This is a genomic window from Leucobacter edaphi, from assembly GCF_016522535.1.
Lineage (GTDB): Bacteria > Actinomycetota > Actinomycetes > Actinomycetales > Microbacteriaceae > Leucobacter > Leucobacter edaphi.
The window spans coordinates 53,866-80,361 of record NZ_JAEHOI010000009.1; the positions used below are offsets into that span (position 1 = coordinate 53,866).

At 69.9% G+C, this 26,496-nt stretch carries 22 protein-coding genes and 1 riboswitch; of the genes, 10 read left to right on the forward strand and 12 right to left on the reverse strand.

The features are described from left to right. Positions 1–96: 96 nt before the first annotated feature. From JD292_RS09410 to JD292_RS09420, 3 genes are all read left to right on the forward strand, one after another. On the forward strand, positions 97–1,716 hold the full coding sequence (locus JD292_RS09410; protein WP_200132496.1) for a deoxyguanosinetriphosphate triphosphohydrolase family protein: 1,620 nt from the start codon (positions 97–99) through the stop codon (positions 1,714–1,716). After that, positions 1,713–2,354, forward strand: a complete 642-nt coding sequence (locus JD292_RS09415) for a class II aldolase/adducin family protein (protein ID WP_369411219.1) — start codon at positions 1,713–1,715, stop codon at positions 2,352–2,354. Before JD292_RS09410 ends, JD292_RS09415 begins: the two co-directional genes overlap by 4 nt. Before the next feature lie 102 nt (positions 2,355–2,456). Further along, the gene (locus JD292_RS09420) at positions 2,457–3,698 is read left to right on the forward strand and encodes a hypothetical protein (RefSeq protein WP_200132497.1); all 1,242 of its coding nucleotides are present in this window, start codon (positions 2,457–2,459) and stop codon (positions 3,696–3,698) included. Between the two features lie 22 nt (positions 3,699–3,720). On the opposite strand, the gene JD292_RS09425 is transcribed toward JD292_RS09420, so the two are convergent. From JD292_RS09425 to JD292_RS12380, 6 genes are all read right to left on the reverse strand, one after another. Further along, positions 3,721–4,422, reverse strand: coding sequence for an NUDIX hydrolase (locus JD292_RS09425; protein WP_200132498.1), 702 nt, complete (start codon positions 4,420–4,422; stop codon positions 3,721–3,723). 3 nt (positions 4,423–4,425) lie between these two features. Next, positions 4,426–4,821, reverse strand: a complete 396-nt coding sequence (locus JD292_RS09430; protein WP_233613957.1) for a hypothetical protein — start codon at positions 4,819–4,821, stop codon at positions 4,426–4,428. Beyond that, positions 4,818–6,422 carry an acyl-CoA carboxylase subunit beta gene (locus JD292_RS09435; protein WP_200132499.1) on the reverse strand — a complete coding sequence of 535 codons (1,605 nt, stop codon included), beginning with the start codon at positions 6,420–6,422 and terminating at the stop codon, positions 4,818–4,820. Before JD292_RS09435 ends, JD292_RS09430 begins: the two co-directional genes overlap by 4 nt. A gap of 125 nt (positions 6,423–6,547) precedes the next feature. Then, entirely contained in the window at positions 6,548–7,873 is a 1,326-nt protein-coding gene (locus tag JD292_RS09440; RefSeq protein ID WP_200132500.1) for a hypothetical protein, read from the reverse strand. A 168-nt stretch (positions 7,874–8,041) separates the two neighbouring features. Further along, positions 8,042–8,776, reverse strand: coding sequence for a PspA/IM30 family protein (locus JD292_RS09445; protein ID WP_200132501.1), 735 nt, complete (start codon positions 8,774–8,776; stop codon positions 8,042–8,044). Between the two features lie 130 nt (positions 8,777–8,906). Continuing rightward, positions 8,907–10,868, reverse strand: coding sequence for a TPM domain-containing protein (locus JD292_RS12380; protein ID WP_200132502.1), 1,962 nt, complete (start codon positions 10,866–10,868; stop codon positions 8,907–8,909). Between the two features lie 86 nt (positions 10,869–10,954). Here JD292_RS12380 and JD292_RS09455 point away from each other — a divergent pair, with 86 nt between their 5' ends. Continuing rightward, positions 10,955–11,818 carry a biotin--[acetyl-CoA-carboxylase] ligase gene (locus JD292_RS09455; RefSeq protein ID WP_200132503.1) on the forward strand — a complete coding sequence of 288 codons (864 nt, stop codon included), beginning with the start codon at positions 10,955–10,957 and terminating at the stop codon, positions 11,816–11,818. Positions 11,819–11,904: 86 nt separating this feature from the next. On the opposite strand, the gene JD292_RS09460 is transcribed toward JD292_RS09455, so the two are convergent. The 3 genes from JD292_RS09460 to JD292_RS09470 form a co-directional block, all read right to left on the reverse strand. Then, complete coding sequence (locus JD292_RS09460; protein WP_200132504.1) at positions 11,905–13,317, reverse strand: APC family permease; 1,413 nt, start codon at positions 13,315–13,317, stop codon at positions 11,905–11,907. A 143-nt stretch (positions 13,318–13,460) separates the two neighbouring features. Continuing rightward, positions 13,461–15,086 carry an amidohydrolase gene (locus tag JD292_RS09465; protein WP_200132505.1) on the reverse strand — a complete coding sequence of 542 codons (1,626 nt, stop codon included), beginning with the start codon at positions 15,084–15,086 and terminating at the stop codon, positions 13,461–13,463. A gap of 94 nt (positions 15,087–15,180) precedes the next feature. Continuing rightward, positions 15,181–16,590, reverse strand: a complete 1,410-nt coding sequence (locus JD292_RS09470) for an APC family permease (RefSeq protein ID WP_200132506.1) — start codon at positions 16,588–16,590, stop codon at positions 15,181–15,183. Positions 16,591–16,802: 212 nt separating this feature from the next. Here JD292_RS09470 and JD292_RS09475 point away from each other — a divergent pair, with 212 nt between their 5' ends. Continuing rightward, on the forward strand, positions 16,803–17,561 hold the full coding sequence (locus JD292_RS09475; RefSeq protein WP_233613959.1) for a TetR/AcrR family transcriptional regulator: 759 nt from the start codon (positions 16,803–16,805) through the stop codon (positions 17,559–17,561). Between the two features lie 27 nt (positions 17,562–17,588). Here the strand turns inward: JD292_RS09475 and purU are convergent, their stop codons facing one another. After that, positions 17,589–18,473, reverse strand: coding sequence for a formyltetrahydrofolate deformylase (purU, locus tag JD292_RS09480; RefSeq protein WP_439649271.1), 885 nt, complete (start codon positions 18,471–18,473; stop codon positions 17,589–17,591). Between the two features lie 87 nt (positions 18,474–18,560). Between purU and JD292_RS09485 the strand changes: the two genes are divergently transcribed. From JD292_RS09485 to ccsB, 5 genes are all read left to right on the forward strand, one after another. Next, on the forward strand, positions 18,561–19,886 hold the full coding sequence (locus tag JD292_RS09485; protein ID WP_200132508.1) for a hypothetical protein: 1,326 nt from the start codon (positions 18,561–18,563) through the stop codon (positions 19,884–19,886). Between the two features lie 48 nt (positions 19,887–19,934). Next, positions 19,935–20,019, forward strand: a riboswitch (ZMP/ZTP riboswitch). A gap of 49 nt (positions 20,020–20,068) precedes the next feature. Beyond that, positions 20,069–21,352, forward strand: a complete 1,284-nt coding sequence (gene glyA, locus JD292_RS09490) for a serine hydroxymethyltransferase (RefSeq protein ID WP_200132509.1) — start codon at positions 20,069–20,071, stop codon at positions 21,350–21,352. A gap of 3 nt (positions 21,353–21,355) precedes the next feature. Beyond that, positions 21,356–22,231, forward strand: coding sequence for a bifunctional methylenetetrahydrofolate dehydrogenase/methenyltetrahydrofolate cyclohydrolase (locus JD292_RS09495; RefSeq protein ID WP_200132510.1), 876 nt, complete (start codon positions 21,356–21,358; stop codon positions 22,229–22,231). Positions 22,232–22,387: 156 nt separating this feature from the next. After that, positions 22,388–23,101, forward strand: a complete 714-nt coding sequence (locus JD292_RS09500) for a DedA family protein (RefSeq protein WP_369411220.1) — start codon at positions 22,388–22,390, stop codon at positions 23,099–23,101. 198 nt (positions 23,102–23,299) lie between these two features. Beyond that, on the forward strand, positions 23,300–24,352 hold the full coding sequence (gene ccsB, locus JD292_RS09505) for a c-type cytochrome biogenesis protein CcsB (RefSeq protein WP_200132616.1): 1,053 nt from the start codon (positions 23,300–23,302) through the stop codon (positions 24,350–24,352). 75 nt (positions 24,353–24,427) lie between these two features. Here ccsB and JD292_RS09510 read toward each other — a convergent pair whose 3' ends face one another. Continuing rightward, a complete protein-coding gene (locus tag JD292_RS09510; protein ID WP_200132511.1) occupies positions 24,428–25,243 on the reverse strand; it encodes a chlorite dismutase family protein in 816 nt (271 codons plus the stop codon). 165 nt (positions 25,244–25,408) lie between these two features. After that, a complete protein-coding gene (gene ppk2 / locus JD292_RS09515) occupies positions 25,409–26,374 on the reverse strand; it encodes a polyphosphate kinase 2 (RefSeq protein ID WP_200132512.1) in 966 nt (321 codons plus the stop codon). Positions 26,375–26,496 lie beyond the last annotated feature (122 nt).

The following is a 26,496-nucleotide window of genomic DNA, read 5'->3' on the forward strand; positions in this document are numbered from 1 at the left end:
AACCGTCCCCCTTCGAACCGTGTGCGCCCAGTGTATCTGCGGTGCCCCGCGCGGGGCGGTGCCGATTCGCCCCCGGTCGGGTGCTTGAATGGGGGTATGCAGGAATCCGTCGAGGTGCGCGATCCAGACCCGCGCGAGGCGCGCACATACATCGAAGTCGAGACCTCGCAGCATCGATCCGGCGCCGAGGACGGCGACGCGGCCGGCCTGGCGATCGACGGCGACCCGCAGGAGTACCGCGTCGACCTCGAGCGCATCCGATTCTCCTCCTTCTTCGCCAGGCTCTCCGACGTCACCCAGGTCGTGCCGCAGTCCGGCGTCGGCCCCGTCATGCACAACCGGCTCACCCACTCGCTCAAGGTGAGCGCCGTGGCCCGCGTGATCGCCGCGCAGCTCGCCGGCCGCGCGGCGCAGCATCGGGCGAGCCTCCGCGGCGAGGCCCCGGCCGACGAGGTCGGCGCGATCATTACCAGGCTCGGCGGCTGCGACACGATCGTCGCGCAGGCAGCGGCGCACGCCCACGACCTCGGGCATCCGCCGTTCGGGCACCTCGGCGAGCGGGTGCTCGACCGGGTGGCGCGCGAACGGCTCGGGCTCGCCGAGGGCTTCGAGGGGAACGCGCAGAGCTTCCGCATCCTCACCCGGCTCGACACGCTCGGCCGCGACTTCCCCGGCCTCAACCTCACCGCGGCGACGCGCGCGGCGACCCTCAAGTACCCCTGGACCCGCGGATCGTGGGTCGGGGTGAGCGAGGCCGAGGTGCCCGCCTGGGAGCGCCCGCGCGGCGTCGGCGCCGATCCGGCGACGGGGGCGGAGAAATTCTCGAGCTACGCGCTCGACGCCGACGAGATGGAGACCGCGCTCGCGGCGTTCCCCGGGATCCCGTCCGGCATGCAGACCGTCGAGTGCGCCGTCATGGACCTCGCGGACGATATCGCCTACGCCGTCCACGACCTCGACGATTTCACCCGCGCAGGCGTGCTGCAGCACTCCGCGGTGCTCGGCGAATTCCACGCCTGGATCGCCGGGGCTGGCGCGCTCGCCGCGATCGACGATGCCGAACTGCGCGCCGACTCACGGGCTCCCGGGCGGGCGCTCGAGCTGCTCTGGCGCCGGATCAGGGTGAAGGACGCGTGGATCGCGGATCGCGACGCCTTCGCCGATGCCGTCCGCGTGGTGAGCGAGGAGATCGGCGGCTCGCTGCTCGCGGCCCCGTACGACGGCGGGATCGACAGCGAGCGCGCCGTCTCCGGCTTCACCCGGCGGTGGATCGAGCGCCTCCGCACCTCGATCGTGGTCGAGGAGCGCCCGAACATCCGCAGCGGCCACGTGCGCCTCGACGCCCGCGCCTGGCACGAGGTCGTGGTGCTGAAGTTCGTGCACGCGCACTTCGTGCTCGACCGGCCCGAGCTCGGCCAGCCGCAGCGCGGGCTCGCGCGGATCGTCGAGGAACTCGTGCTCGCCTTCGACGACTGGCTCTCGGATCCCGACGACTCCGGGCGCGCACCCCGCCGCCTCATCGAGTGGGTCGCGGAGACGACCGCGGAGGCGTTCGAGCTGCGCCGCACCCGCCCCGATCTCCTGCTCGGGGATCCGAGCGACGCCGGCCTCGTGCGGCAGGGCCGCAGCCGCGCGATACTCGACTACGTGGCCTCGCTCAGCGACCAGCAGGCCATTACCACGCATCGGACGCTGACAGGAGGGGCAGGGCTGTGACCGACACTGCGCACCGGGATCGAGACGCCAGGATCGCCGAGCTGATCGCCGTCGGGCGTGACGCCGTGGAGCGCGGGCTCGTGCTCGCGAGCGCCGGCAATCTCTCCGCCCGGATCTCCGACACTGAGTTCGCCGTCACCGGCAGCGGCACCTGGCTCGATCGGCTCACTCCTGAGGACTTCGCGGTGCTCACTCTCGATCCCGACGAGGATGGATCCGCCCGCGATGGCGGCGCGAAGCCGTCGAGCGAGTGGAAGCTCCACCACCACGCCTACCGTGCCCGGCCCGACGCCGAGGTGGTGCTGCACCTGCACCCGCGCAACGCGGTCGTCCTCGCGAGCCTCGGTCGTGAGATCCGGATGCTCACCCTCGATCACGCCTACTACCTGGGCCGGATCGCCGTCGTCCCGTTCTTCCACAACGGCAGCGAGGAGCTCGCGGCGACGGCCGCCGACGCGCTCCGTGACAGTAACTGCGTGATCATGCAGCATCACGGCTGCTCCGTCGTGGCCGACACCGTCGACATGGCCTACCGGCGGGCCCTCAACCTCGAGGACGCTGCTCAGGCGACTGCGCTCGCGCTGCAGCTGGGTGACGAGACGACCGTGTTCCCGGATCTCGGGGCGACGCACGCGTAGACCGGACGGACGCCGGGCAGAGGCACGCTCGGATCGCCCGAATGCTCGGCTAATCTGGGTTCCTGTGCGTGGGGCGTTCGCCCCGCCGAGGAGAGGATCCGGATGTCGGCGCAGACGTGGGCCGCGCAGTGGCGCGAACTCCTCACGATCGACCGCCGGCTGAGCGTCCCCGACGCCTTCGCGGGAGCCCGCCCGATGCAGCTCGCCGAGCAGTTCCCCGCGGACACCGCGGATCCCGAGCACCGGATCGTGTTCGAGCACGGCGTGCTCGCCCTGTTCGACGAGGGGCGGCGCGAGGTGCTCCTGCTCGCCGTGCCGTCCTGGGCCGGCGAAACCTGGCGGGCCAGCGACGCCGCTGAGCAGGAGTGGATCTCCGCCGCAGCCGAGTCGGCCGCCGAGGAGAACCGGGTCGACATCACCGCGCTCCGCGGGCCAGGAGGCGCGGTCCGCACCGTCTACACGCGCGTCGAGCCACTCGGGGAGCCGTGGCTGCTCCCCACGGAGCCGAGCTGGGAGTTCTCACTCGGCACCGGGGGTTTCTCCGAGGCGGGCCGGGCCAGGGTGCAGGACTTCGCCGACGCGGTCGGCAGGGCCGGTTCCGCATTCCTGGCCGCGGAGGACTACCCGCTCGCGACCCCGACGCCGACCGAGATGGATCGAGCGCGCCGCGCCGATTCCGCTCCGGCCGCCCCCGGCGACGAGCCCGTGATCCCGCTCGCTCCCCCCGTTCCGCCGCGGAGCGCAGCCCCGATCGCGACGGGCACGGGCGCGGCCACCAGCCCGGCCGCCGCGGGTGCTCCGGCGTTCGCGTTCGGGCGCGGATCGGCGCTGACACCGCTCCGGCTGTCCGCGATCATCGTCGCGTTTGCGGTGCTGATCGGGATCGTCATCGCGGCGGGCGTGAGCCGCGGCTACTCGGTCGAGGTGGTCGACCAGGAGGCGCGCGCCGCAACCCAGCGGGAGGAGCCAACCGGGCGGATCGAGCTCATCGAGGAGGAGGACCGCCGCATCTGCGGGGGCGACGAGGACTACCTCGCCTGCGTGAACAAACACGACGCGGTCTACCAGTCGGCCTGCGCTGCGGACGACGAATACACGGAGCACGCTGCCGACGTGTGCCGGTCCCTCAAGAAATTCGTCGCCGATTCCCGCGCCGAGTACGCGAAGTGCGACACGCAGTGCCTCACCGCGCTCGACGAGTACGGGCTGTGGGGATGGCCCTATCTCACGCGGGAGCCCGAGACGCGCCTCGTGTCGAATCAGGACGCGCTGGAGCGGAAAACCCACATCGAGCGCTGCTCGTTCGACCTCGGGCCGTTCGAGATCGGCGAGTGCGGGCGCTGACGGCCGCGCGCTGGTCGACGTGTCAGCCCCGCACCTCGAAGCGCTGCTCCCGATCCCACGGCACTGCCCAGCCGAGCTCGTCGAAGAGCGCCGACAGGAGGATCCCCGTGAACCCCCACACGATGCGGCCGCCGAAACGCTCGTCGAGCCGGAACGCCGGGCCGCGGAATGTCGCGCCGGGACGGCGCAGGACGGAGGTGCCGCGCGAGGCCGGATCTAGCAGCTCGGCGACGGGCGCGCGGAACACCTCGACCGATTCCGAGTGATCCGCGGCGACCTCGCTGGGCCGCGACCACCAGCCGATTACTGGAGTGACCAGGTTGTTACTCACCGGGATGTGGATCTCGGGGAGCGATCCGAGGAGCTCGACGCCCGCGGGATCGAGGCCCGTCTCCTCGTGGGCCTCGCGCAGCGCCGTCGCCCCGCGATCCGCGTCGCCGGCCTCGACGCCGCCGCCGGGGAACGCGATCTGGCCCGGGTGGTGCCGCATGCCGTCCGCGCGCCGCGTGAGTAGCACGTCGAGCTCGGCGGGAACGCCCTCGCGCTCGGACCCCGCGAGGGCACCGCGCGCGGGCACCTGATCGAGCGCCCCGAACAGGATGAGAACGGCGGAGCTGCGCACGGGCCGATCCGCGAGCGCACCCTGCGGGATGTAGTCGATCGGCACGTCGCGGCGCAGCAGCTCGCGGAGCTCGCGCTGCGCGTCGGCGACGGTGCGGGGCACGGGTCAGCCCTCGGTGAGCAGGTCCGAGATGCCCTCGGGGACGCGCTGCGAGCGGGCCCACGGCTCGCGGTCGCGGCGCGCCACACGCTTCACCTGCTGCGATTCTTCCTCGCGGACGCGGGTGAGCACCGCGATCACGGCTGCGCGCTCATCGTCGCTCACGAGCCGGGTCACGAAGGTGACGTCGTCTCCCGTGATGGCGGGGTCGGTCTCGCCGAGCTCCTCGCGCTTCGCGGCGTCGCGCTCGGCGGCGTCGGGCGGCAGGTCAGCGTCATCGGCCGCGACCGCGATCGCTTCCGCGTCCGGGCCGGGGACCGGCGCGGCGGCATCAGCGGGCGCGTCTGCCCGGTGCCGACCCCGCTGCCTGGGCGTCGTCTCGTCCATCGGAGTCTCGCTCACAGCGGGATGTTACCGTGCTTCTTGGCGGGCTGTTCCGTGCGCTTGCCGCGGAGGCCGCGCAGCGACTTGATCACCGCGAGGCGGGTACCCGCCGGTTCGAGCACGTTGTCGAGCTCGCCGCGCTCGGCCGCGAGGAACGGGCTCGTCACGTCGGCCGTGTACTTCGCGGTCAGCTCGGCGCGCAGCGCTTCCACGTCCTGACCGGCCTCTTCCGCGGCCTTGAGCTCCTTGCGGTAGAGGATGTTCACGGCGCCGGCGCCGCCCATGACGGCGATCTCGGCGGTCGGCCACGCGATGTTGAAGTCGGCGCCCATCTGCTTCGACCCCATCACGATGTACGCGCCGCCGTAGGCCTTGCGCGTGATAATCGTGACAAGCGGCACGGTGGCCTCGGCGTACGCGTAGAGCAGCTTGGCTCCGCGCCGGATCACGCCCTGGAACTCCTGGTCGGTGCCGGGAAGGTAGCCGGGGACGTCGACGAGGGTGAGGATCGGGATCGAGAACGAGTCGCAGAAGCGCACGAAGCGCGCGGCCTTCTCGCTCGCGTCGATGTTGAGGGTGCCGGCCATCTGGTTCGGCTGGTTCGCGACGATGCCGACCGTGCGGCCCTCGACGCGGCCGAAGCCGATGAGCATGTTCGGTGCGAACAGGGGCTGGACCTCGAGGAACTCGCCGGCATCGAGGATCGCCTCGATCACGACCTTCATGTCGTAGGGCTGGTTCGGGCTGTCGGGGATGATCGTGTTCAGCTTGCGATCCGCCGCCGTGATCTCGTGCGCCGTGTCCGTGTCGTAGACGGGGGCCTCGGCGAGATTGTTGTCGGGCAGGTAGCTGATGAGCGCCCGCGCGTAGTCGAGAGCGTCGTGCTCGTCGCTCGCGAGGTAGTGGGAGACGCCGCTCGTCTTGTTGTGGGTGAGGGCGCCGCCGAGCTCCTCGAAGCCGACCTCCTCGCCCGTGACGGTCTTGATCACGTCGGGGCCGGTGACGAACATGTGGCTCGTCTGGTCGACCATGATCACGAAGTCGGTGAGCGCGGGGGAGTAGACCGCGCCGCCGGCCGAGGGGCCCATGACGATCGAGATCTGCGGGATCACACCCGAGCACATGGTGTTCAGGCGGAAGATGCTCGCGTACTTCGACAGCGCGACGACGCCCTCCTGGATGCGCGCCCCTCCGGAGTCGAGGATGCCCAGGACGGGGGCGCCGGTCTTGAGCGCGAACTCCATCGCCTTCACGATCTTCTCGCCGGCGACCTCGCCGAGCGAGCCACCGAAGGTGGTGAAGTCCTGCGAGTAGACGACGACCTGGCGGCCGTGGATCGTGCCGGCGCCCGTGACGACCGAGTCGCCGAAGGGCCGCGAGTTCTCCATGCCGAAGCCCTGGGTGCGATGCTTCACGTACTTGTCGAACTCGACGAACGAGCCAGGGTCGAGGAGCGCGGTGATGCGCTCGCGCGCGGTCATCTTCCCGCGCGGGTGCTGCTTCGCAGCGGCTGCCGCATCACGGTCACCCACCGCTTCCTGATACTTGCGGCGGTGATCGGCGATACGTCCCGCGGTGGTCGCGGGGGCGCCGGATTCGGTGGCATTCTCTGCAGTCACGCTTGCCAGCCTAGCGCGGGGGTCATGCCGCGACCCTCCGACTCTCTCCAATGGAATCGAAAAACCTTGGTTGGGACCCTACGAAAACGAGCGTCGCAGGAACGATCCGAGGATCGGCCCGTGGGTCAGTCGAAGATGTCGTCGAGCAGTCCGCCGAGCACCATTCCGCCGAGGATCGGGCCGAGCATCCCCGAGCCGTTGCCGCCGCGCTGGCCTCCGCGGCCGCCGTAACCGCGGCCGCCGCCGCCCCAGCCCCAGTCGTCGCCGTCGGGGCGCGAGGAATCGATGTCGCGCTGGGCGAGGCGGAGCGCCTCGTCCGCGAGGGTCGTGGCGCGACGCGCGAGCTGAATGACCTGCTCGCGGGCATCGACGTCGGTTTCCAGCCCGTCAATGCCCTGGCGGATGCGGCGGGCCTCTGCGAGGCGGGTGCGCGCGTCCGCACCGATCCAGCCGCGCTGGCCCTCGATGAGCGCGGTCGCGACGCCGATCGAATGATCCGATGCAGAGATCTCGTGCTGGACCCGCTCGAGCGGGATCACGGGACGCGCCGCCTCGGCGCGCGCCGCATCGAGCGCGGCGTTCGCCCCGGAGAGGAGCGCGAGGTCGGTGAATGGATCGCGGTCGCCGCCGCTCGTCACGGTTGCGAGCGCCTCCTGCAGGGCCCGCAGCGCCTCATCGATCGCGGGAGTCCGCGGCCCCGCGATGGCCTCGGCGATGTCGCCGCGCGAGTCGTCGATCACGTCGGACAGCGTCGTTTGCGCCCGCAGCGCCTCGATCTCAAAGCTGTCCACGCCGTCGAACACGGCGTTCGCGCGGCGCACCGACTCCGTCGCGGCCTCGAGCGCGAGGTTGGCCTCCTCCGGGCGGCCGGCAGAGCGACGGCGCTCCGATACCTCGGCGGAGTGATCGGCGAAGTCGAGCAGGCGCTCGGCCTCCTCGGCCGACATGCGCACGCGCTGCAGCGTGTCGCTCCGGTAGCGGTCCGCGAGTCGCGCCAGGGTGTCGCGCATCTCGGGCAGGCGCTCCCGCAGGCGCGCAGCCTCAGCGCGGACGCCCCGCAGCACCGAGGGCGCCTCGCGCACGCGGGCGATCCGCGCCTGCAGTGCGGAGGTGCGCTCGTCGAGGACCGCCTCCGCCCACTCGCACAGCTGCACGATGCGGGCGTTCCGGGTGCGGAGCTCCTCCGGCGTATCGGGGATCTCGTCGTGGTTCAGCTGGTGCAGCTGGAAGGCCTCGGACATGTGGGTGCGCACCGCGTCGAGCCCGGCGCGGAGTTCCGCCGTCGCGGACTCGCCGAGCTCCGCCGTGGCGAAGTCCAGCTCGTCGCCCGTGGTGCGAATCCGCTCGTCCGCGGCGACGAGCGCGACCCGCGCCCGCTTCGACAGCGCCTCGTCTGCGGCCGTGAGCCGCTCCTCTTCCTCGCGCGCGCGGCGCCCCCAGAATCCGGCCATGGCATGATCCTATTCGCGGCAGCTGTGCTGTGGGCCGGAAACCTCGCGGTTGCGGGAGGCGGCCTGCGCTGACAGCGGAATATCCCGCCGTGCGCGCCGAAGGGGCGAGACCCGCTCGCTGCGGTCCCCGCCCCTTCGGCGTTCACGGCCCCGGAGGGCCCTGGATGATTACTGCTCGAGCGCCTGCTGCGGCTTGCCGGCCTTCAGCGCGGCCAGACGCGCCTCGACCTCGGTCACCGCGTCGATGTTCTCGAGCTCGTTGAACTGGGCGTCGAGCGTCGAGGCGGCGATCTCCTGCTTGCCACGGGCGAGGGCCTCCTGGCGGCGGATCTTCTCCTCGAAGCGGCCGAGGTCGCTCGTCGGATCGAGGACGTCGATCGACTTGACCGCGTCGGCGACCCGGTTCTGCGCCTCGGCGGTCTTCGCGCGCGCGACCAGCTCGGCGCGCTTGTTCTGCAGCTCCTTGAGTTTCTCCTTCATGCCGTTGAGGCCGGCCTTCAGCTTCTCGGTGGTCTCCTGCTGGGTCGCGATCGTGGGAGCCGCGGCGCGAGCCTCGTTCTCCGAATCGATCTGTCGCTGCAGTGCGACCTTTGCGAGGTTGTCGAACTTGTCGGCGTCGGCGGAGGAGCCCGAGGTGCGCAGCTCGTCGGCCTTGGTGCTCGCGGCGATCGCCTTGCGGCCCCACTCCTCGGCCGTGCTGATGTCCTCCTGGTAGTCCTGCTCGAGCAGGCGCAGGTTGCCGATCGTCTCGGCGATCGCCGCCTCCGCGTCGGAGATGTTGCTCGTGTAGTCGCGGATCAGCTGGTCGATCATCTTTTGAGGATCTTCTGCCGAGTCGATCATTGCGTTGACGTTCGCCCGGATCAGGGTGGTGATGCGACCGAAGATGGACTGCTTGCTCATGCGGATTCCTTTCGCAGTGGCTGGTGGTTGGTGAGTTTACGGAGTGTGTCTGGTGAGGTGAAGGGCGCAGTGCGAGTGCGCGGACGGATCGATGCCCGGATCTCGGTCCGGGAGCGTCTCGGCCGCCGGGTCAGAATCTCCCGCCGCCGCTGGATCGGCGACCGCCGCCCCCGCCGCCGAAGCCGCCTCCGCCACCGCCGAAGCCGCCACCCCCGCGGGAGCCGCCTCCGCCCCAGCTGGAGCCGCCCCCGCTGCTGCGCGAGCCGCCGCCCCAGTTGCTGCCGATGATGATGCCGCTCAGGATCGCGGAGAGGTCGGAACTGCCCGAGCCCCCGCCGAAGCCGCCGCCCCCGCCATTCCAGCCGTTCATGTCGCTCTGGGCTGACTGCATGGCCTCGTTCGCGTAGCGTTCGGCGCGCTGCGCCTCGGCGAGCGCGTCCTTCGGTGACCTCGTGCGCATCGCCTCGGCACCGTCGAGCGAAGCCCTGGCCTTGGCGACGCGGGTGCGCGCGGTCGAGCCGACGGCGCCGCGCCGGGAATTGATGAACTGCTCGGTCTGCTGGATCAGGCCGGACACGCGGGTGATCGTGCCATCGAGTACCTGGAGCGCGCGTTCGTTCTCGCGCGCGGTCGCGATCACGCCGTCGATCGCGGCGTTCGCCGCCTCGAGGGCTTGCAGCGCACGCGCGGGATTCCGCTGCGAGGTCCCGAGATCGACACGGGCTCGCGCGATCTCCTGCGTGGCGGCCGCGGCCGCCGAGGCGACCTGACCGCTCGGGTCGTTGATCCCCGGCGCGCTGTTCACGTCGCCCTCGATGTCGAGGATCAGGGCCTCAGCCTGGGCTCCCGCCTCGTCGAGCTGCGGGCCGATCTGGGTGACCGCCGCCGTCAGGGCGCCGCTCTGCGCGACGGCCCGCTCGGCCTCGTGGATGAGGGTCGCGGCCTCGCCGGTGCTGCTCGCCGCGAGCGCGGTGCGGGCGCGCTCGGCGCGCTCCTTGGCGAAGGTGAGGAGGGAGGCCGCCTGTGCGGGATTCTCCCGGACCGGGGCGATTGCCTCGGCCGAGAAGCGCTGCGCGAGCGCCGCGAGTGCCGCCTCGGCGCCGCCAGAGGCTTCCGCCTCGAGCAGGCCCCGATCGAGCCTCGCGAGAGCCTCCGGGGCGTCCCGCTCGATGTCGCGCAGCTCCTTCAGGGAGGTCGCCTGCTCGGCGAGGCGGCCCTGCACCTCTTCGCAGCTCGCGATGATCTGGCTGAGCCAGGTCCGCCGCTCCTCATCGGTGTCGGGATCGCCATCGTCGAGCTTCTGCTGCAGCGCGAACGCCTCGATGAGCTTCTGCTTGGCGTCGGCGAGGGCCGCTGCGTAGTCCTTGGTGGTCTCCTCGCCGAACTGCACGCGGGCGAATTCGAGCTCCTGCTCGCCCGTCTTCACGGCGTCGTCGACGGCGACGAGCCCCGCGCCAGCGCGCTGGGTGAGCTGCTGGAGCTCCTCCTCGATCTCGCGCTTCGTGCGACGCTTCTTCGCCGCGCGCCACACCCCGTAGCCGGCGCCGGCGACGCCGATCCCGCCCGCGACGACGCCGGTGGTGATCGCGGTGTTGCGTCCCGGGGCCGCGTGCTGCTCCTCGAGCTGGGAGGCCGCCGTGGTGACGGCGCCGGCCCAGTCCGCGCTCTTCAGATCCGGGACGATCGCCTTCTCGATAGCCGCGATCTGCGATTCCTTCAACGGGCCGCTGTTGGAGGCCGAGATGAAGTACTGGCGGCCCTCGGTGGAAATGGCGAGCAGATACTGGTTGTTGCCGAGCCCGTTGCTCGTTGCAACCTGATCCGCCCACTGAATACGGTCTTCAGGGGCGGTGAAGTGGTCGACGAGGACGACGTACAGGTCGATTCCCGTCGCCTCGTGCGCCGCCGCGAGCCGCTGGTCGGCCGCCGCCTCGTCGGCCGGCGCGATCACCCCGACATCGTCGGTGATGTAGGTGTCGTCGAGCGTGACCGGGGGCGTGGCGGAGGCGATCCCGGCCGCGGCGAGCATCCACCCCGCGCCCAGCACCGCGCCCGCGAGGAGTCGCCGGAGCGGGATTTTCTTCTGGCTCACACTTCGCAGTGTATTGCGTGGCGGTCGCGCAGGACCAGGGAAGATCCCGATGAATTGCGAACGATGCCTGCACTAGCCTCGGTGGCATGGACCTGGCGAGTACCCGAGACCTCCTGCCCCGCGTGATCTGGCGCGATGCCGTCGGCTCGACGAACGCGGAGCTCCGCGAACTGGCGCGGTCGGAGGAGCTGCCGCACGGCACCCTCCTCGCGACGGCCGATCAGACGGCCGGGCGCGGGCGACTCGAGCGCGGCTGGGTGACCCCGCCTGGGAAATCCCTCGCAACTTCGATCTTGATCAGGGGTTTCGCTGGGTCCGGGAGTGTCGCTGCCGGATCGGGCCCGGGCAGCGCGCTCGGTCCCGGCTGGCTGCCGCTGCTCGTCGGTTCCGCGATGGCGGCGTCGCTGCAGCCACGATTCCCCGAGGGGCTCCGGGTCGGCGTGAAGTGGCCGAACGACGTGCACGTGCGCGACGAGGAGGACGCGATCGCCGGTCGTCCCGGTCAGAAGCTGTGCGGGATCCTGTGCGAGATGCTCCCGGACGGCTCGATCATCGTCGGGGCGGGGATCAATGTGCTCGTCGACGAGTGGGAGCTGCCCACCGAGCGCGCCACGTCGCTGCTCGCCGCGGGCGCCGAGGTGAACGGCGCTGAGTCGCTCGAGGACGGACCGGGGCCCGCGCTCGCGGACGCGTTGCTCTCCGACTACGCGTCCCGGCTGCTCTCCGTCGTGGAACTCGCGGCGGGGGATCCCGACTCGGCCCGCGTGCGCGTGCGCCGGAGCTCGCTCACGCTCGGAGCGGAGGTGCGCGTCCACCTGCCTGGCGGGGAGATCGTCGACGGGCGCGCGCGAGACCTCGCGGAGGACGGTTCGCTCGTGGTTGATCTGCCGACGGGCGGTATGCTCACGGTCTCCGCCGGCGACGTGGAGCACCTGCGCTCGCGCGACTGACCTCGCGCCGCCCGCCGCGCGCCACGCCGCGCGGCGCCCTCTGCTGCGGTCCGGCGTTCCCGGACCGCACCAAAGGGCACGCTGCGTCAGCGCGGATTCAGCGGATACTCCTCGCCGAGCTGGTCGATCTGCTGGGTGGTCGGGTCGCCCTCGGAGAAGTCCATCTTGGGGACGGGCTTCTTGAAGCCGCGGGTGACAATCACGATGATGCCGAACCCGATGAGGATCCAGATACCGCCGACGATCCAGGTCTCGGGGTGCAGCTCGCTCCACAGCCAGATCGTGAGGCAGAACCCGATGAAGGGGAGGACGCCGTAGCGGATGATCCGCCACGCGGTGACCGGTTCGCGGCGGCCGCCGCTGGGGAACAGGTAGGTGCGGATGACCGACAGGTTCACGACGGAGAACGCCGCGAGGGCGCCGAAGCTGATCATGAAGCTCACCGCCTCGAGCTTCAGGAACAGGCTCGACAGGGCGAACACCGAGACGACGACCGCGGCCACGATCGGCGTTCCGAAGCGGCGGTTCAGCACGGAGAGCGGCTTCGGCAGCATCCCGTCCCGGCCCATCGCGTAGAGGATGCGGGACACCGACACCTGGCCGGTCATGCCGGAGCCGAACGCGCCCGCCACGTAGACCGCGACGAAGAACGCGGTGAACGCCTCGCCGCCGATGTTGTTCATGACGGTGACGCCCGCCGCCTCCAGCTCCGTTTCCGAGAGCTTCGTCCAGTCGGGGTGGTAGGCGATCGCGCCGGCCCACGAGACGAGCACGAAGAAGAACCCGCCGACGAGGGTGGAAAGCACGATCGCGCGCGGGATGTCCTTGCGCGGACGCTTGGCCTCCTCCGACAGGGTCGAGACGGCGTCGAAGCCGAGGAACGAGAGCGCCAGGATCGCCGCGCCGCTCGCGATCGCCGCGATGCCGCCGCTCCCCGTGGTGAACGGCTCGATCAGGCTCACCGACTCGTCGCCGCCGAGCGCGTACTTGAAGGCGAGCACCATGAACACGGCGACGAGCACGACCGACAGGGCGATGATCGCCATGTTGACCTTGCTGACGAGGTTGATGCCGAGGATGTTGAACAGCAGCACGAGGAGCAGCGCCGCGAGGGTGAAGGCCCACGCCGGCACGGCGGGGAACTGGGTGTTCAGGTAGATCCCGATGAGCATGAAGTTGATCATCGGGATGAAGAGATAGTCGAGCAGCATGACCCAGCCGGTGAGGAACCCGACGCCGCCGCCGAACGACTGCTGCGCGTAGGTGTACGCCGAGCCTGCGACCGGATAGCGCCTGACCATGGCTCCGTAGCTTCCCGCGGTGAAGAGCATCGTGATCACCGCCACGACGTAGGCGGCTGGCAGGTGCCCATCGGTCGCCTTGTTCACGATGCCGTACGTGGTGAAGACGGTGATCACCGTCATGTACGTCACCCCGAACAGGGTGAGGCCGGTGAGGCCGAGGGCCCGCTTGAGATGCGGTTGGGTGGTGTCGCTCACTACTGCTCCCTTGCTGGTGTGCTCCGTCGTCCCCCGCCGCGTCCCCCGCTGGGAAACCCGGCCGACTCGCGTCGAATATTCTTCTGTGTTTCCGTGGCGGTGCCGGGTTGCCCCGGCAACGCCGCGAAGCTCTGCGGTGTGTCCTATCCGCTGTGGGTGCGCTCGCCGCCGAGCCACGTGCCGCGCACGCGCAGCTCCGGGATCGAATCGGGATCGACGGTGAGCGGATCGCCCGTCAGCCACACGGCGTCCGCGGTGCGGCCGACCGCGAGCGTTCCCCTGGTGTCGGCCGCGAGGGCCTGGCGTGCGATGCCCTTCGTGTAGGCCTCGTAAGCGGCCGCCGGGTCGATGCGCTCGTCGGGGATCCAGGACGGGGCGTCCGGCTCGTCGGTGCTCCGCCGGGTGATGGCCGTGGCGAGAGCCGGCCGCCAGTCCACCGTGGTGACCGGCCAGTCGCTGCCGAACGACACGGTGGCGCCGCTGCGCACGATCGATCCGATCAGGTACTGCCACTCGTCTCGCGGCTGGCCGAGGTGCGGGATGGTGAGGTCGCGCATCACGGCGTCGCACTGCGCCCAGTAGGGCTCGAAGTTCGCGATCACGCCGAGCTCGGCGAAGCGCTGCACGTCAGCGGGGTCGAGGAGGGCGACGTGCGCGATCACGTGGTCCCGCTCGCGCTCCGGGTTGTTCGCCGCGGCGGACTCGAGCGCGTCGAGCGCGAGGCGGTTGGCGCCGTCGCCGATGGCGTGGAGGTGGATCTGGAAGCCGAGCGCGTCGTAGCGCTCCACCGCCGCGGCGAGTTCCTCGCTGCTCCAGTTCGGGAGTCCCATCTCCTCCGGCCGGTCGGCGTAGGGTTCGAGGAGCGCGGCGGTGTGGCTCTCGACCACCCCGTCGACGAAGATCTTGATCGTCTCCGCGCTGAGGCGGTCCTCGCCGAGCTCGCGGATCCCCTCGCGGGCGGCAACGTACCCGTCGACCTGGTCGCGCCAGCTGAGCGGATCTGCGACGAACGCGAGGTTGACCCGGGTGTGGAGGCGGCCCTCCGCGACCGCTGCGCGGTACACCTCGAGGTCGGAGAGCTGCACCCAGGCGTCCTGGATCCAGGTGGTGCCCTGGGCGGCGTAGGCGCGCGTGGCGCTCTCGATCGCGGAGAGCCGCTGTTCGAGGCTGAAGGCCGGCGCAACCTCGGCGAGGAAGTTGTTCGCCGCGGTCTCCTGGAGCGTGCCGAGCGGTGATCCGTCCTCGCGGCGCACATAACGACCGAGCGGCGGATCAGGGGTTTCTGCGGTGATGCCGCCAGCGGCCAGCGCCGCCGAGTTGACCCACGCCGTGTGGTAGTCCCAGGCGCGGAGAATCGTGGGGGTGTCTCCCGTGACCTCGTCGAGCCAGCGGGCGTCGAAGCTGCCGCCCTCGGCGAAGGTGGCGTCGTAGCTGCCCCCGATGATCCACTCGGCCTCGGGGTGCGCTGCCTTCCACTCGGCGACCGCGGAGAGAATGCCCGCGAGGTCCTGCGCCGCGCGGATATTGGGCCCGAGCGCCTCGGAGCCCCCGAGGAGGGGGTGCGCGTGGCCGTCGCCGACGGCGGGGGCGAGGGTGCCGCCCGCGAGGTCGATCTGCTCGGCGCCATCCTCCGCGGCGAGCTCCTCGGCCGCAGGGCCGTGCGCCGCGACGACGCCGTCGCGGAATGCGATCGCCGTGGTGCGGATCGGTTCCGATCCGGCGGCTGGATCGACGAGGATTTCTCCTCCGGTGAAAACGGTGATGCTCATGTGCTGGCCTCCTCGCGGCGGTGCAGGGTTGGTTTCAGACTAGGGGGGGACCTGCGACAACGGGCTCCCCGGCGAACCGAGGAGCCCGTGTCGCTCACTTGAAGGGAGTGCTCTCGGCCATCGCGTCGATGACCTCGGTCGCGGGCCCTTCCGAGAAGTCCATCTTCGGGACGGGGCGGCGGAAGAAGCGGGTGTTCCACAGCAGGATCGCGAAGCCGAGCGCGAACCAGATGCCGCCGACGATCCACGTCATCGGCTTGAGGGAGGTCCAGAGCCAGATCGTGAGCGCGAGTCCGACGAGCGGGAAGACGCCGGTGAGGATGATGTCCTTCGGGCTCAGCCGGCTGCGCAGCCCACCCTTGGGGAAGAGATACACCCTGATCACGGAGAGATTCACCATCGCGAATGCTGCGAGGGCTCCGAAGCTGATCATGAACGCGGCCTGATCCAGCGTGAGGAACAGGCTCGCCAGCGCAAAGACCGACACGGTGACGGCGGCGACGACCGGGGTGCCGTAGCGCGACCACAGGATACCGAGCGGGCGCGGCAGCGTGCCATCGCGGCCCATCGAGTACAGGATTCGCGCGACCGAGACCTGGCCGGCGAGCCCCGAACCGAAGCAGCCGGCGACCGACATGACGGCGAAGAGGACGCCGAGCCATTCGCCCCCGACGTGGTTCGCGAGCACGATTCCGGCGGCGTCGAGGAGCTCGCGGGGAGCCGTGCTCCAGTCGTCGAGGTGGTAGGACATCGCGCCGATCCAGGACACGAAGATGAAGAGGGCGCCGCCGATGAGCGTGGTCAGGATGATCGCGCGCGGGATGTCGCGGCGCGGGTGCTTGGCCTCCTCGGACAGCGTGGAGACCGCGTCGAAACCGAGGAACGACAGCGCGAGCACGCCGGCTCCGGTGAAGATCGGGCTGAAGCCCGCGTGGCCCGGGATGAACGGATCGAAAATGCCCGGGGCGTTCGGATCGGCGACCGCGGTCTTCACCGCAAACACGGTGAACAGGATGATCGCGGCGACCGAGAGGCTGATGATCGCCACGTTGAGCTTGTTCACGAGGCTGATCCCGAGGACGTTGAAGACGAGCACGCCGATCAGGGTGAGCAGCGACGGGATCCACGCCGGGATGCTCGGGAACTGCGTGCTCACGTAGAGGCCGAGGATCATGAAGTTGATCATCGGGATGAAGAGGTAGTCGAGCAGCAGCACCCACCCGGTGAGGAAGCCGATGCCGCCGCCGAAGCCCTGCTGCACGTAGGTGTACGCCGATCCGGCAACGGGATACTTCCGCACCATCGCCGCGTAGCTGTTCGCCGTGAAGAGCATCGTGAGCAGCGCGACCACGTAGGAGAGGGGCAGCCGGCCCTCGGTGATCTGGTTCACGATGCCGTAGGTCGTGAACACCGTGGCGATGGCCATATAGGCGAGGCCGAAGAGAATCAGGCCGCCGAGACCGAGCTCTCTCCTGAGGTGTGTGGGCTGGACGGTTTCGGACACCGGTGTATCTCCTTTGATGCGGCAGCTGTGATGCGGCAGTGATGCGGCTCGAACCCTTGCGCGAGTTCGATAGTGTCATAAATGAACACGGTTCGTTTAATGAATCGGGATGAGAATAGTACGAATTCCTCGCCCGCGCGACTCGATCCACAGAATCCCCCGCGCGAAGGCGATAGCTTGGCGGCGGGGCAGACCCGGACAGGAGAGTGGCGATGACGGCACAGAGCGCTGATGAGGCGGCGCGTCGGGCCGGAATGCCCGGGACCGAGGCCGGGGACACGCCCGGCGCGGCGTCCGAGCCGCCCGTGCGCCGCCGAGCCGGACGCCCGCGCACCGGGATCCTCTCGCGGAAGCTGATCCTCGAGACCGGACTCCGCCTCATCGACGAGCGCGGTGCCGACGGGGCGGGGATGCGGGCGATCGCGCACGAACTCGGCGTCGGGCCGTCCGCCCTCTACAACCACGTGGGGGGTCAGGCCGAGCTGATGGCCGGGATCCGCGAGCTCATCAGCGACAGGATCGGCTCGGAGATGTTCGCCGATCTGCCCTGGGATCAGGCACTCGAGGCCTGGGCCCATCGCTACCGTGCCGCGTTCGCCGCCCATCCGCCGACGATCGCGATGCTCGCGGTGCTGCCGCTCTCCGCTGACTCGATCACCACCGTCATGTACGAGGACGTGATCGCGAAGCTCGTTGGCGCGGGCTGGCCCCCGGCCCGCGCGCTCGAGCTCCTCGTGGCGCTCGAGGCGTTCATCCTGGGGGCGGCCCTCGACCTCGCCGCGGATCCCGACATGATGAACCCCGGGCCGCGGGGCGATGTCCCCGCCTACTCCGCGGCATACGCAGCGCGTGCCGCGCGGATCGAGGAGACCGGCACGAGCGCCGCGGACGCCTCGTTCGCGCTGGGCCTCCGGGCGATGCTCGCGGGCTTCCGGGCGGAGCTCGCGGGGCTGTCGGCGGCAGACGAATAACCGACGAGGGATCCGCGCCCCGGGAAACTAGCGGAAGATGATCGTGCGGTCCCCGTCGAGGAGCACGCGGTTCTCGGCGTACCAGTTCACGGCGCGGCGCAGCACGCGCGACTCCTCGTCCTGGCCGAGCTGCACGAGCTCGCGCGGCGTGTACGAGTGATCGACGCGGGTGACGTCCTGCTCGATGATCGGGCCCTCGTCGAGATCGGTGGTGACGAAGTGCGCCGTCGCGCCGATGAGCTTGACGCCGCGCTGGTGCGCCTGCTTGTAGGGGTTCGCGCCCTTGAAACCGGGCAGGAATGAGTGATGAATGTTGATCGCGCGGCCCGCGAGCGCCTCGCACAGCTCGGGCGACAGGATCTGCATGTAGCGGGCGAGGACGACGAGCTCGATGTCCAACTCCTCGACGGCCTCGAGCACGCGAGCTTCGAACGCCGCGCGGTCCTCCGGGCTCGCGATCGCGCGGTGCTCGAAGGGGACGTCGTAGAACTCGGCGATGTCCCGCACCGTCTCGTGATTGGACAGGATCAGCGGGACCTCGATGGGGAGCTGGCCGCCGCGATGGCGGAAGAGGAGGTCGTTGACGCAGTGCGTCGCCGTCGAGGCGAGGAGGAGGGTGCGCACGGGGCGTCCGACCCGGTCGAGGCGCCAGGTCATGTTGTAGCGCTCGGTGACCGGCGCGAGGGAACCGGCGAAGCGCTCCTCGAAGGTCTCGGGCTGCGCGACGGCCTCGACCTGGAGGCGCATGAAGAAGCGACCGGTGTCGGCGGAGGCGAACTGCTGGCTCTCGGCGATGTTGCCACCGGCCGCAACGATCGCGCCGCTGATCGCGTGCACGATCCCGGGTCCGTCGATGCAGGAGAGGGTGAGCACCCACTGGGTGTTCTCGGGGGTCGTCGCGATGCTGTTCACGGTCCTCAAGAGTAGTGGATCGTGGCGTGCGGCGGCGCGTCCCGAGGGCGGGCACGCGCGCCCCGATCGTCGTGCCTACACTGAATCATGACCACCTCATCGGGGATTTTGAGCCGGGCTGTTGGATCGCCCCTCCTGAGAGCGATCTGGTACCTCTGGCTGCCCGTCGCCTGGTTCCTCCCCGTGCTCCTCATCCTGCTCCGCTTCTCGAGCGGCGGATGGGAGACCCTGTTCCTCGTCATGCTCTCGCCCGTGGTCGTCCCGGGCATCGCGCTCCTCGCTGCGCTGCCCCGGTTCATCCTGCGTCGCCGCGGCTGGCGGTACGCTCCCGCTTCGGTCTCCTCGCTGCTGATCGCGAGCGCCTGGGGGCTCGCGCTGATGTCCCTCGCGGTGCGGGGCTCGGGGGATTCCGGCACGATCGATTCCCCGCTCAGGACCTTCTTCTCGGGACTTTCGGAACGGGCCGAGGGGATGATCGCCGGATTCGGCTCGATGCTCGCGTTCCCCTGCTATCTCGCGGCGCTGGTCGTCGCGATCGTGCTCGCAACGCGCGGTCCCAGCCGCGAAGCCGCTCATCAGTCAACGGCGCAGCCGCCGAAGTCGGCCGGGTGGATGCGGGCTCGTGATCTCATCCCGATCGGGGTCTTCGTGCTGGTCCCGGTCCTCGCCGCGGTCGCAGCGGGCGTCGGAACGGCGATCATGCGGAACGGTCCGAGAGACTTCGCCGGCGCGTCCGAGGCGAACACGGTGGCCCTCGACCGGGCCGCTTTCGAAGCGCAGCGAGAGCGCTCCTGGGACCGGTTGCAGGAGCAGGCATCGCCGGTGCGCACCGGGATCGCGCGGGAGGGGTGGCTGGTGGCCTCGCACGGCGGGGTGCGCTCGGTGACGGCCGATGAACCGGAGCGCTACCGGCTGGCGGCGAGCTGGGAGATCCTGTTCGACGGGGATCCGGGGAGCGTCGCGAAGCGGGCGCTGAGCGTGGCGGAGGCGCAGGGTTGGAAGCGCGACCTGCGGGATGCCTCCGGGCCGGCCGATCCGCTCGATGCCTCATCCACCGATACCGGTCCCGCGGAGTGGGATGACACCGACGAGGCCGGCGTGCTGCTGCGGAAGGGGTATCGCCTGCGGAACGACGACGGCTACGTCATGGTGCTGCGGGCCGCGATTCCCGTGTCGCCCGCCCAGGACGAACGCGTCCCCGGAACCCCCGTTCCGAAGAGCTACTTGCGCGTCGAGGTCGAGAGCGGCGTGTACTGGGAGGGGAACCCGTCCTTTGCCGGTGACGTCCCGACCTCCATGGACAGCCCGGAGGCGCAACGGTTGTGGTCGAACGAGCCGCCGACGTTCCGCGGAGACGAGTGGCCCGGGCTCCTGGCCGTCGACGCCGGCTGGTCGCGCGAGTGGGAGCGGTGACCCTCCGGCTCGATTCGGCCTGGCCCGGCTCCACTCGACCGTCTAGACTGGAAAGGTCGTGACTGGCGTACAGATGGTCACCATCGGGGAACGACAACTCGTCAGGAAATGGCCGCTCGCCTGGGTCTGAGAATTTCCGAGATGAATTCCGTTCGTGGAATGTTTATGCGATGAGGAGCACCATGTCCAACCAGTCTTCCTTCTTCAACGAGCCCATCGAGGTCGTCGATCCCGAGATCGCGGAGGTCCTCAAGCAGGAGCTCGGCCGCCAGCGCGGCACGCTCGAGATGATCGCGAGCGAGAACTTCGTCCCGCGCGCCGTCCTCGAGGCGCAGGGCTCGGTCCTCACCAACAAGTACGCGGAGGGCTACCCCGGCCGCCGCTACTACGGTGGCTGCGAGTTCGTCGACATCGCGGAGGATCTCGCACGCGAGCGCGCGAAGTCCCTGTTCGGCGCCAAGTACGCGAACGTTCAGCCGCACTCGGGCGCCTCCGCGAACGCCGCGGTGCTGTCGGCGATCGCCGAGCCGGGCGATACGATCCTCGGCCTCGAGCTCGCCCACGGCGGCCACCTCACCCACGGCATGAAGCTCAACTTCTCGGGCAAGCTCTACAACGTCGTCTCCTACGGCGTCGATCCCGAGACGTTCCTCGTCGACATGGACGTGGTGCGCGAGAAGGCCCGCGAGCACAAGCCCAAGGTCATCATCGCCGGCTGGTCGGCCTACCCCCGCACGCTCGACTTCGCGGCGTTCCGCGAGATCGCCGACGAGGTCGGCGCGACGCTCTGGGTCGACATGGCGCACTTCGCGGGCCTCGTTGCCGCTGGCCTGCACCCGAGCCCGGTGCCGCACGCGCACGTCGTCTCCTCGACCGTGCACAAGACGATCGGCGGCCCCCGCTCCGGCTTCATCCTCACGAACGACCTCGAGCTGCACAAGAAGATCAACTCGAACGTTTTCCCCGGTCAGCAGGGCGGCCCGCTCATGCACGTGATCGCGGCGAAGGCCACGGCGTTCAAGCTCGCGGCCACCGACGAGTTCACGGAGCGCCAGGAGCGCACCCTCTCCGGCGCGAAGCTCCTCGCTGAGGCCCTCACCACGGAGGCGTCGCGCGCCGCGGGCGTCGACGTGCTCACGGGCGGCACCGACGTCCACCTCGTGCTCGCCGACCTGCGCAACTCGTCCCTCGACGGGCAGCAGGCGGAGGACGCGCTGCACGAGGTCGGCATCACGGTCAACCGCAACTCGGTTCCCTTCGATCCGCGCCCGCCGATGGTCACGAGCGGTCTCCGCATCGGCACGCCGGCGCTCGCCACCCGCGGCTTCGCCGACCCCGAGTTCGCGGAGGTCGCCGACATCATCGCCCTCACGCTGCAGCAGGCGGGCGACCTCGAGGAGCTGAAGGCCCGCGTCACCGCGCTCGCGGACCGCTTCCCGCTGTACCCCGGCCTCGAGGAGTGGTAAGCCTTGGCCGCTGAGATTCTCGACGGCAAGCGCGCCGCCGCGGAAATCAAGTCGGAGCTCGCTCTGCGGGTCGCGGCCCTCGGAGAGCGCGGGATCGTCCCCGGGCTCGCGACCGTGCTCGTCGGATCCGATCCCGGATCGCAGTGGTACGTCGCCGGAAAGCATCGCGACTGCGCCGAGGTCGGGATCGCGTCGATCAAGCGCGAGCTGCCAGAGTCTGTCACGCAGGAGGAGCTGGAGGCCGTCCTCGACGAGCTGAACGCGAACCCGGAGTGCACGGGCTACATCGTGCAGCTCCCGCTGCCGAAGCACATCGACACCGACCGCATCCTCGAGCGCATCGATCCCGCGAAGGACGCTGACGGCCTGCACCCCACAAACCTGGGCCGCCTCGTACTCAACGCCAACACGGAGATCACCTCGCCGCTGCCGTGCACGCCGCGCGGCGTGATCGAGCTGGTCGAGCGCAACGGCCTGTCCTGGGCGGGCAAGCACGTCGTCGTCGTCGGCCGCGGCATCACGGTCGGCCGCCCGATCGGCCCGCTGCTGACCCGCCGCGAATACAACGCGACCGTCACGCTCACGCACACGGGCACCGCGGATCTCGGCGCTGAACTGCGCCGGGCCGACGTGATCGTTGCCGCAGCTGGCGTCGAGGGCATCGTCCGCGCCGAGGACGTCAAGCCTGGCGCGATCGTGCTCGACGTCGGGGTTTCCCGCAAGACCGACCCCGAGACCGGCAAGAGCCGCGTCGTCGGCGACGTCGATCCCGCGGTCGCCGAGGTCGCGGCGTGGATCTCGCCGAACCCCGGCGGCGTCGGCCCGATGACCCGGGCCCTGCTCCTCAAGAACGTCGTGGAGATGGCCGAGCGGGCCTGATCCTGACAGACATCGCGAAGACCCGGTCCGTGCGGCCGGGTCTTCGCGCATTCCCGGGGCGGTCAAAGGTACGGCTCAGCGGAATCGGTAATACTGGACCTGGATCGGCCTTCGCGGCCCTCCCGACCCCGCACTGATCGAAAGGCGATCCGCCCCGTGTCCTTCCTGACGACCGCGCTCCACGCGGCCACCGTGACTCCTGCGCTCCTGGGCATCGACTGGCTCGACCCCGAGACGCTGCTGAAGGCCGGGGGCTGGGTTGCGCTCGTGCTGGCCTGCGCGTTCGTGTTCCTCGAGACCGGCGTGCTCGTGCTCGCGTTCCTCCCCGGCGACTCGCTGCTCTTCACCGTCGGCCTGTTCTCCGCCACGGGGATCATCGACATCCCGATCTGGATCACCTGCGTCCTGCTCTTCATCTTCGCGTTCGCGGGCGACCAGATGGGCTTCATGATCGGGCGAAAGCTCGGTCCCACGATCTTCAACCGGGAGAAGAGCCGCCTGTTCAACCCGGAGAACGTGGAGCGCACGCACGCGTTCTTCGAGAAGCACGGCCCGAAGGCGATCATCATCGCCCGCTTCCTCCCCGTGTTCCGCGCCTTCGTGCCCGCAGCGGCAGGCGTCGGCAAGATGCACTACCGGCACTTCGTGGCGTACAACGCGATCGGGGCGCTGCTCTGGGGCGTCGGCGTGACGCTCCTCGGCTATTTCCTCGGGCAGATCCCGTTCGTCCGCCAGTACAGCGAGGTGTTCATCATCGTGCTCGTGCTGATCCCGGGCATCCCGATCCTGATCGAGGCCATCCGTGCCTTCCGCAACTGGCGCGCCAAGCGGCGCGCGGGCGCCGTTCAGGCACCCGCCGAGGGCGAGTAGCGCTCACGCCTCGGCCCTTCCCGGTCGAGCCGCGGCCCGCGCGGGCCGCGTGACGGGCAGGGCCGCGCCTTCCCGTTCGCCCCGTTCTTCGGCCATGACCTGGCGAATTTCCCAGGCATCCCGCGGCACGAGCGGCTACTCTGGAGCATTGTGCTGAGTGAGCTTGAGAACTTCTCGACGATCGCGTTGTATTCCGCGATGATCGTGTACGCGATCGCGTTCGTCTTCTACGCGGTGGACCTGGCCAACCGGAGCGGCGATGCCGGCGCCGCGCAGCGCGAGGGCGCCGCGGCGGCCAAGCGGGCCACGGTCTCGGAACGAGTTGCGGCCGCCGCCGATGCGAGCGTCGAGCCGCAGGCGCTCAGCGAGCGCACCGCCGAGGCTTCGGCCTCGGGCGGCGTCGCGACGCGCGTGCGCCCGCAGGCCGCGCGCGCCACGGGTGGCGGCGCCCCCGTCGCCGGCGGACCGAGCAGCGGCGGCCAGGGCGGCGGCCGCTCGAAGGCGCTCCGCATCGGCTTCTCGCTCACCGTGCTCGGTTTCCTCCTGCACCTCGGCGCGACGGTGCTCCGCGGCATCGGCGCCGAGCGCGTGCCGTGGGCCAACATGTACGAGTTCGCGCTCACCGCGACCTGCGCGATCGTCCTCATCTTCCTGCTGGTGCAGTTCTTCGTGGATCTTCGCTTCCTCGGAACCCTGGTCACCGGCATGACGGTCCTGTTCCTCGGCGTCTCGAAGGTCAACTACTACGTTGAGATCGTGCCGCTGCAGCCGGCCCTCGACTCGTACTGGCTCGTGATCCACATCCTGGTGGCAGTCCTCGCGGTCGGGTTCTTCACGCTCTCCTTCGGACTCTCGGTGCTGCAGCTCCTGCAGACCCGGCGTGAGAACCGGTTCGCCGCGGGCGAGCCCGGTGGCATGGCCTTCCTGACGACCCTGCCGCGCGCGGTCCGGCTGGAGGATCTCGCCTATCGCATCGCGATCATCGGCTTCGTGTTCTGGACCTTCACCCTGATCGCGGGCTCCATCTGGGCCGAGGCGGCCTGGAGCCGCTACTGGGGCTGGGACACGAAGGAGGTCTGGACCTTCGTGATCTGGGTGCTCTACGCCGGCTTCATCCACGCGCGGGCGACGCGCGGCTGGCGCGGCACCCGCTCGGCCTGGCTGTCGATCGTGGCGTACGCCGCGGTGATCTTCAACTTCACGATCGTGAACGTGTTCTTCAAGGGACTGCACGCCTACTCGGGCCTGTAAACCGTTGCTGGAGACGCTGATGGGGCGGGGATCTCCGTGGATCCCCGCCCCATCAGCGTCTCTGGATGCTGCTCTCTACTGCAGCACCTCGACGATCTCGACGACCTCGATCTGCCTGCCGGTGAAGCGCGGCTCGTCGAGGATGGGCCCGTCGGGGTCGTCCGTGAGGTCGGAGACGAGGCTGACGAGTTCGAGGAGGTCGTCAGACTCGAGGGCGAGGAGCCAGGACTGATCGCCGAGGCCGGCCGCCGTGAGGTGGTGGACGGCGATCTCGTCTTCGTCGTCGTCCCCGTCTTCTTCGGCGTCGCTCGCATCGGTGAGGTCGCTGTCGAGCTCCGCGTCGCCCTCCCAGTCGCCGTCCAGCTCCGGATCCCACTCTTCGTCCTCGGACTCCTCGTCCAGGAGATCCTCGAGCCCGTCGAAGCCGCCTGGCAGCGCCGGGGAGACGGTGAACCACTGCTTGGACGGTACATCGGCGAACTGCTCGGAGCCCGCGGAGAAGCCGGCGGTGCTCCAGGTGCGAATGAGGGGGCGCAGCAGCGAGGTGCGGCGCAGTTCGCGGACCGCCCACTGCAGATCCTCGATGGCAGCGCCGGTGAGCACGAGCATGAGGTCGGCGTCGCCGCGCAGCCCGCTCGTGTCGTACCACCCGCGGATCGACGCGCCCTCGCTCTCGACGACCCCGATCACGTCCTCGAGCTCCTGCACGGCCCCGCCCACCTCGCGGGCGTCGAGGACGAGAGGGTGGGAAGAGCTCTGCCGGAACACCGAGATGAGGACCGCTCCCGGTTCCTGTGCGTTCAGCTCTGCGTCGGACACGAGGTCTGGTGCGGCGCCCGCCGCGGTCTCGGTTTCGGGTGTGATGTGCTGCTCGGCTCGCGATTCGCTCATGTTCTCATCGTGCCCGTGCCCGGGAGCGAGCGCAAGAGTCTGATGGTGTCTGAATGGGGGCGGTCTGGTGGCGTTCGGCGCGCCGACGCGCCCCGGAACGCACGCTCGGAACGCGCGAGGGGCGGCCGGGCGAAGTGCTCGCCCGGCCGCCCCTTGACGATTCGGCTACTTGCCGCCGACGACCGGGAAGGTGCCGGTCGGGGTCTCGCCGTCATCGTAGACGCTGTCGGGCGGGCCGATGAGCTTCGGGTCGGGGGTGCCGACCACCTCGTGGTCCTTGTTCGGATAGTCGAACTGCGACAGGACCCAGCGCATCGCCTCGATGCGGGCGCGCTTCTTGTCGTTCGACTTGACGACGGTCCACGGCGTCTGCGGCGTGTCCGTGTAGAAGAACATGGCCTCCTTCGCCGCCGTGTAGTCGTCCCACTTGTCGAGCGACGCGAGGTCGGTGGGGGAGAGCTTCCACTGTTTGACCGGGTCCTGCGAGCGCGCCATGAAGCGCTCGTGCTGCTCGGCCTTGCCGACCGAGAACCAGAACTTGACGAGGTGGATGCCGGAGTTCACGAGCATCCGCTCGAACTCGGGCGCCGCGCGGGTGAACTCGAGGTACTGCTGCGGGGTGCAGTAGCCCATGACGCGCTCGACGCCGGCGCGGTTGTACCAGGAGCGGTCGAACAGCACGATCTCGCCCCCGGCCGGGAGGTGCTGCACGTAGCGCTGGAAGTACCACTGGGTCTGCTCGCGTTCCGTGGGGATCTCGAGCGCGACGACGCGCGCGCCACGGGGGTTGAGGTGCTCGGTGAAGCGCTTGATCGCGCCACCCTTGCCGGCGGCGTCCCTGCCCTCGAAGAGGATCACGATCTTCTCGCCGGACTCCTTCACCCACGCCTGCAGCTTCAGGAGCTCGATCTGCAGTGTGTGCTTCTGCTTCTCGTAGTCCTTGCGGGACATCTTCTCGTCGTACGGGTAGCCCTGGCGCCACGCGGCGTCCGGGCTGTTGTCGCTCGGGAGATCGTGGCGGAGGAGCTCGCCGATCTCGTCGATCTCCGGGGTGACGTCGATCTGACCGGGCTCGGCCAGTTCGAACTCGGTTGCCTCGGGGGCCTGGGTCTTCTCGGTCTCGTCTGCCATGCGATGCCTCTCCGGAGGAGCGCTCGCGTCCTCCACCACCCACTCTAATTTACGTATGAGGGTTTCTGCGATCCCGGATTCATTTCCGGATCAGCGGATTTTCCGCTCACCGCGGTGGCGGA

Excerpts from the sequence above, each read along its gene's own strand:
- JD292_RS09485 (WP_200132508.1), top strand. The coding sequence starts at position 18,561 with ATGACCACCTCATCGGGGATTTTGAGCCGGGCTGTTGGATCGCCCCTC.
- JD292_RS09445 (WP_200132501.1), bottom strand. The coding sequence starts at position 8,776 with ATGAGCAAGCAGTCCATCTTCGGTCGCATCACCACCCTGATCCGGGCG.
- ccsB (WP_200132616.1), top strand. The coding sequence starts at position 23,300 with ATGATCGTGTACGCGATCGCGTTCGTCTTCTACGCGGTGGACCTGGCC.
- ppk2 (WP_200132512.1), bottom strand. The coding sequence starts at position 26,374 with ATGGCAGACGAGACCGAGAAGACCCAGGCCCCCGAGGCAACCGAGTTC.
- JD292_RS09420 (WP_200132497.1), top strand. The coding sequence starts at position 2,457 with ATGTCGGCGCAGACGTGGGCCGCGCAGTGGCGCGAACTCCTCACGATC.
- JD292_RS09440 (WP_200132500.1), bottom strand. The coding sequence starts at position 7,873 with ATGGCCGGATTCTGGGGGCGCCGCGCGCGCGAGGAAGAGGAGCGGCTC.
- JD292_RS09465 (WP_200132505.1), bottom strand. The coding sequence starts at position 15,086 with ATGAGCATCACCGTTTTCACCGGAGGAGAAATCCTCGTCGATCCAGCC.
- JD292_RS09455 (WP_200132503.1), top strand. The coding sequence starts at position 10,955 with ATGGACCTGGCGAGTACCCGAGACCTCCTGCCCCGCGTGATCTGGCGC.
- glyA (WP_200132509.1), top strand. The coding sequence starts at position 20,069 with ATGTCCAACCAGTCTTCCTTCTTCAACGAGCCCATCGAGGTCGTCGAT.
- JD292_RS09510 (WP_200132511.1), bottom strand. The coding sequence starts at position 25,243 with ATGAGCGAATCGCGAGCCGAGCAGCACATCACACCCGAAACCGAGACC.
- JD292_RS09475 (WP_233613959.1), top strand. The coding sequence starts at position 16,803 with ATGACGGCACAGAGCGCTGATGAGGCGGCGCGTCGGGCCGGAATGCCC.
- JD292_RS09410 (WP_200132496.1), top strand. The coding sequence starts at position 97 with ATGCAGGAATCCGTCGAGGTGCGCGATCCAGACCCGCGCGAGGCGCGC.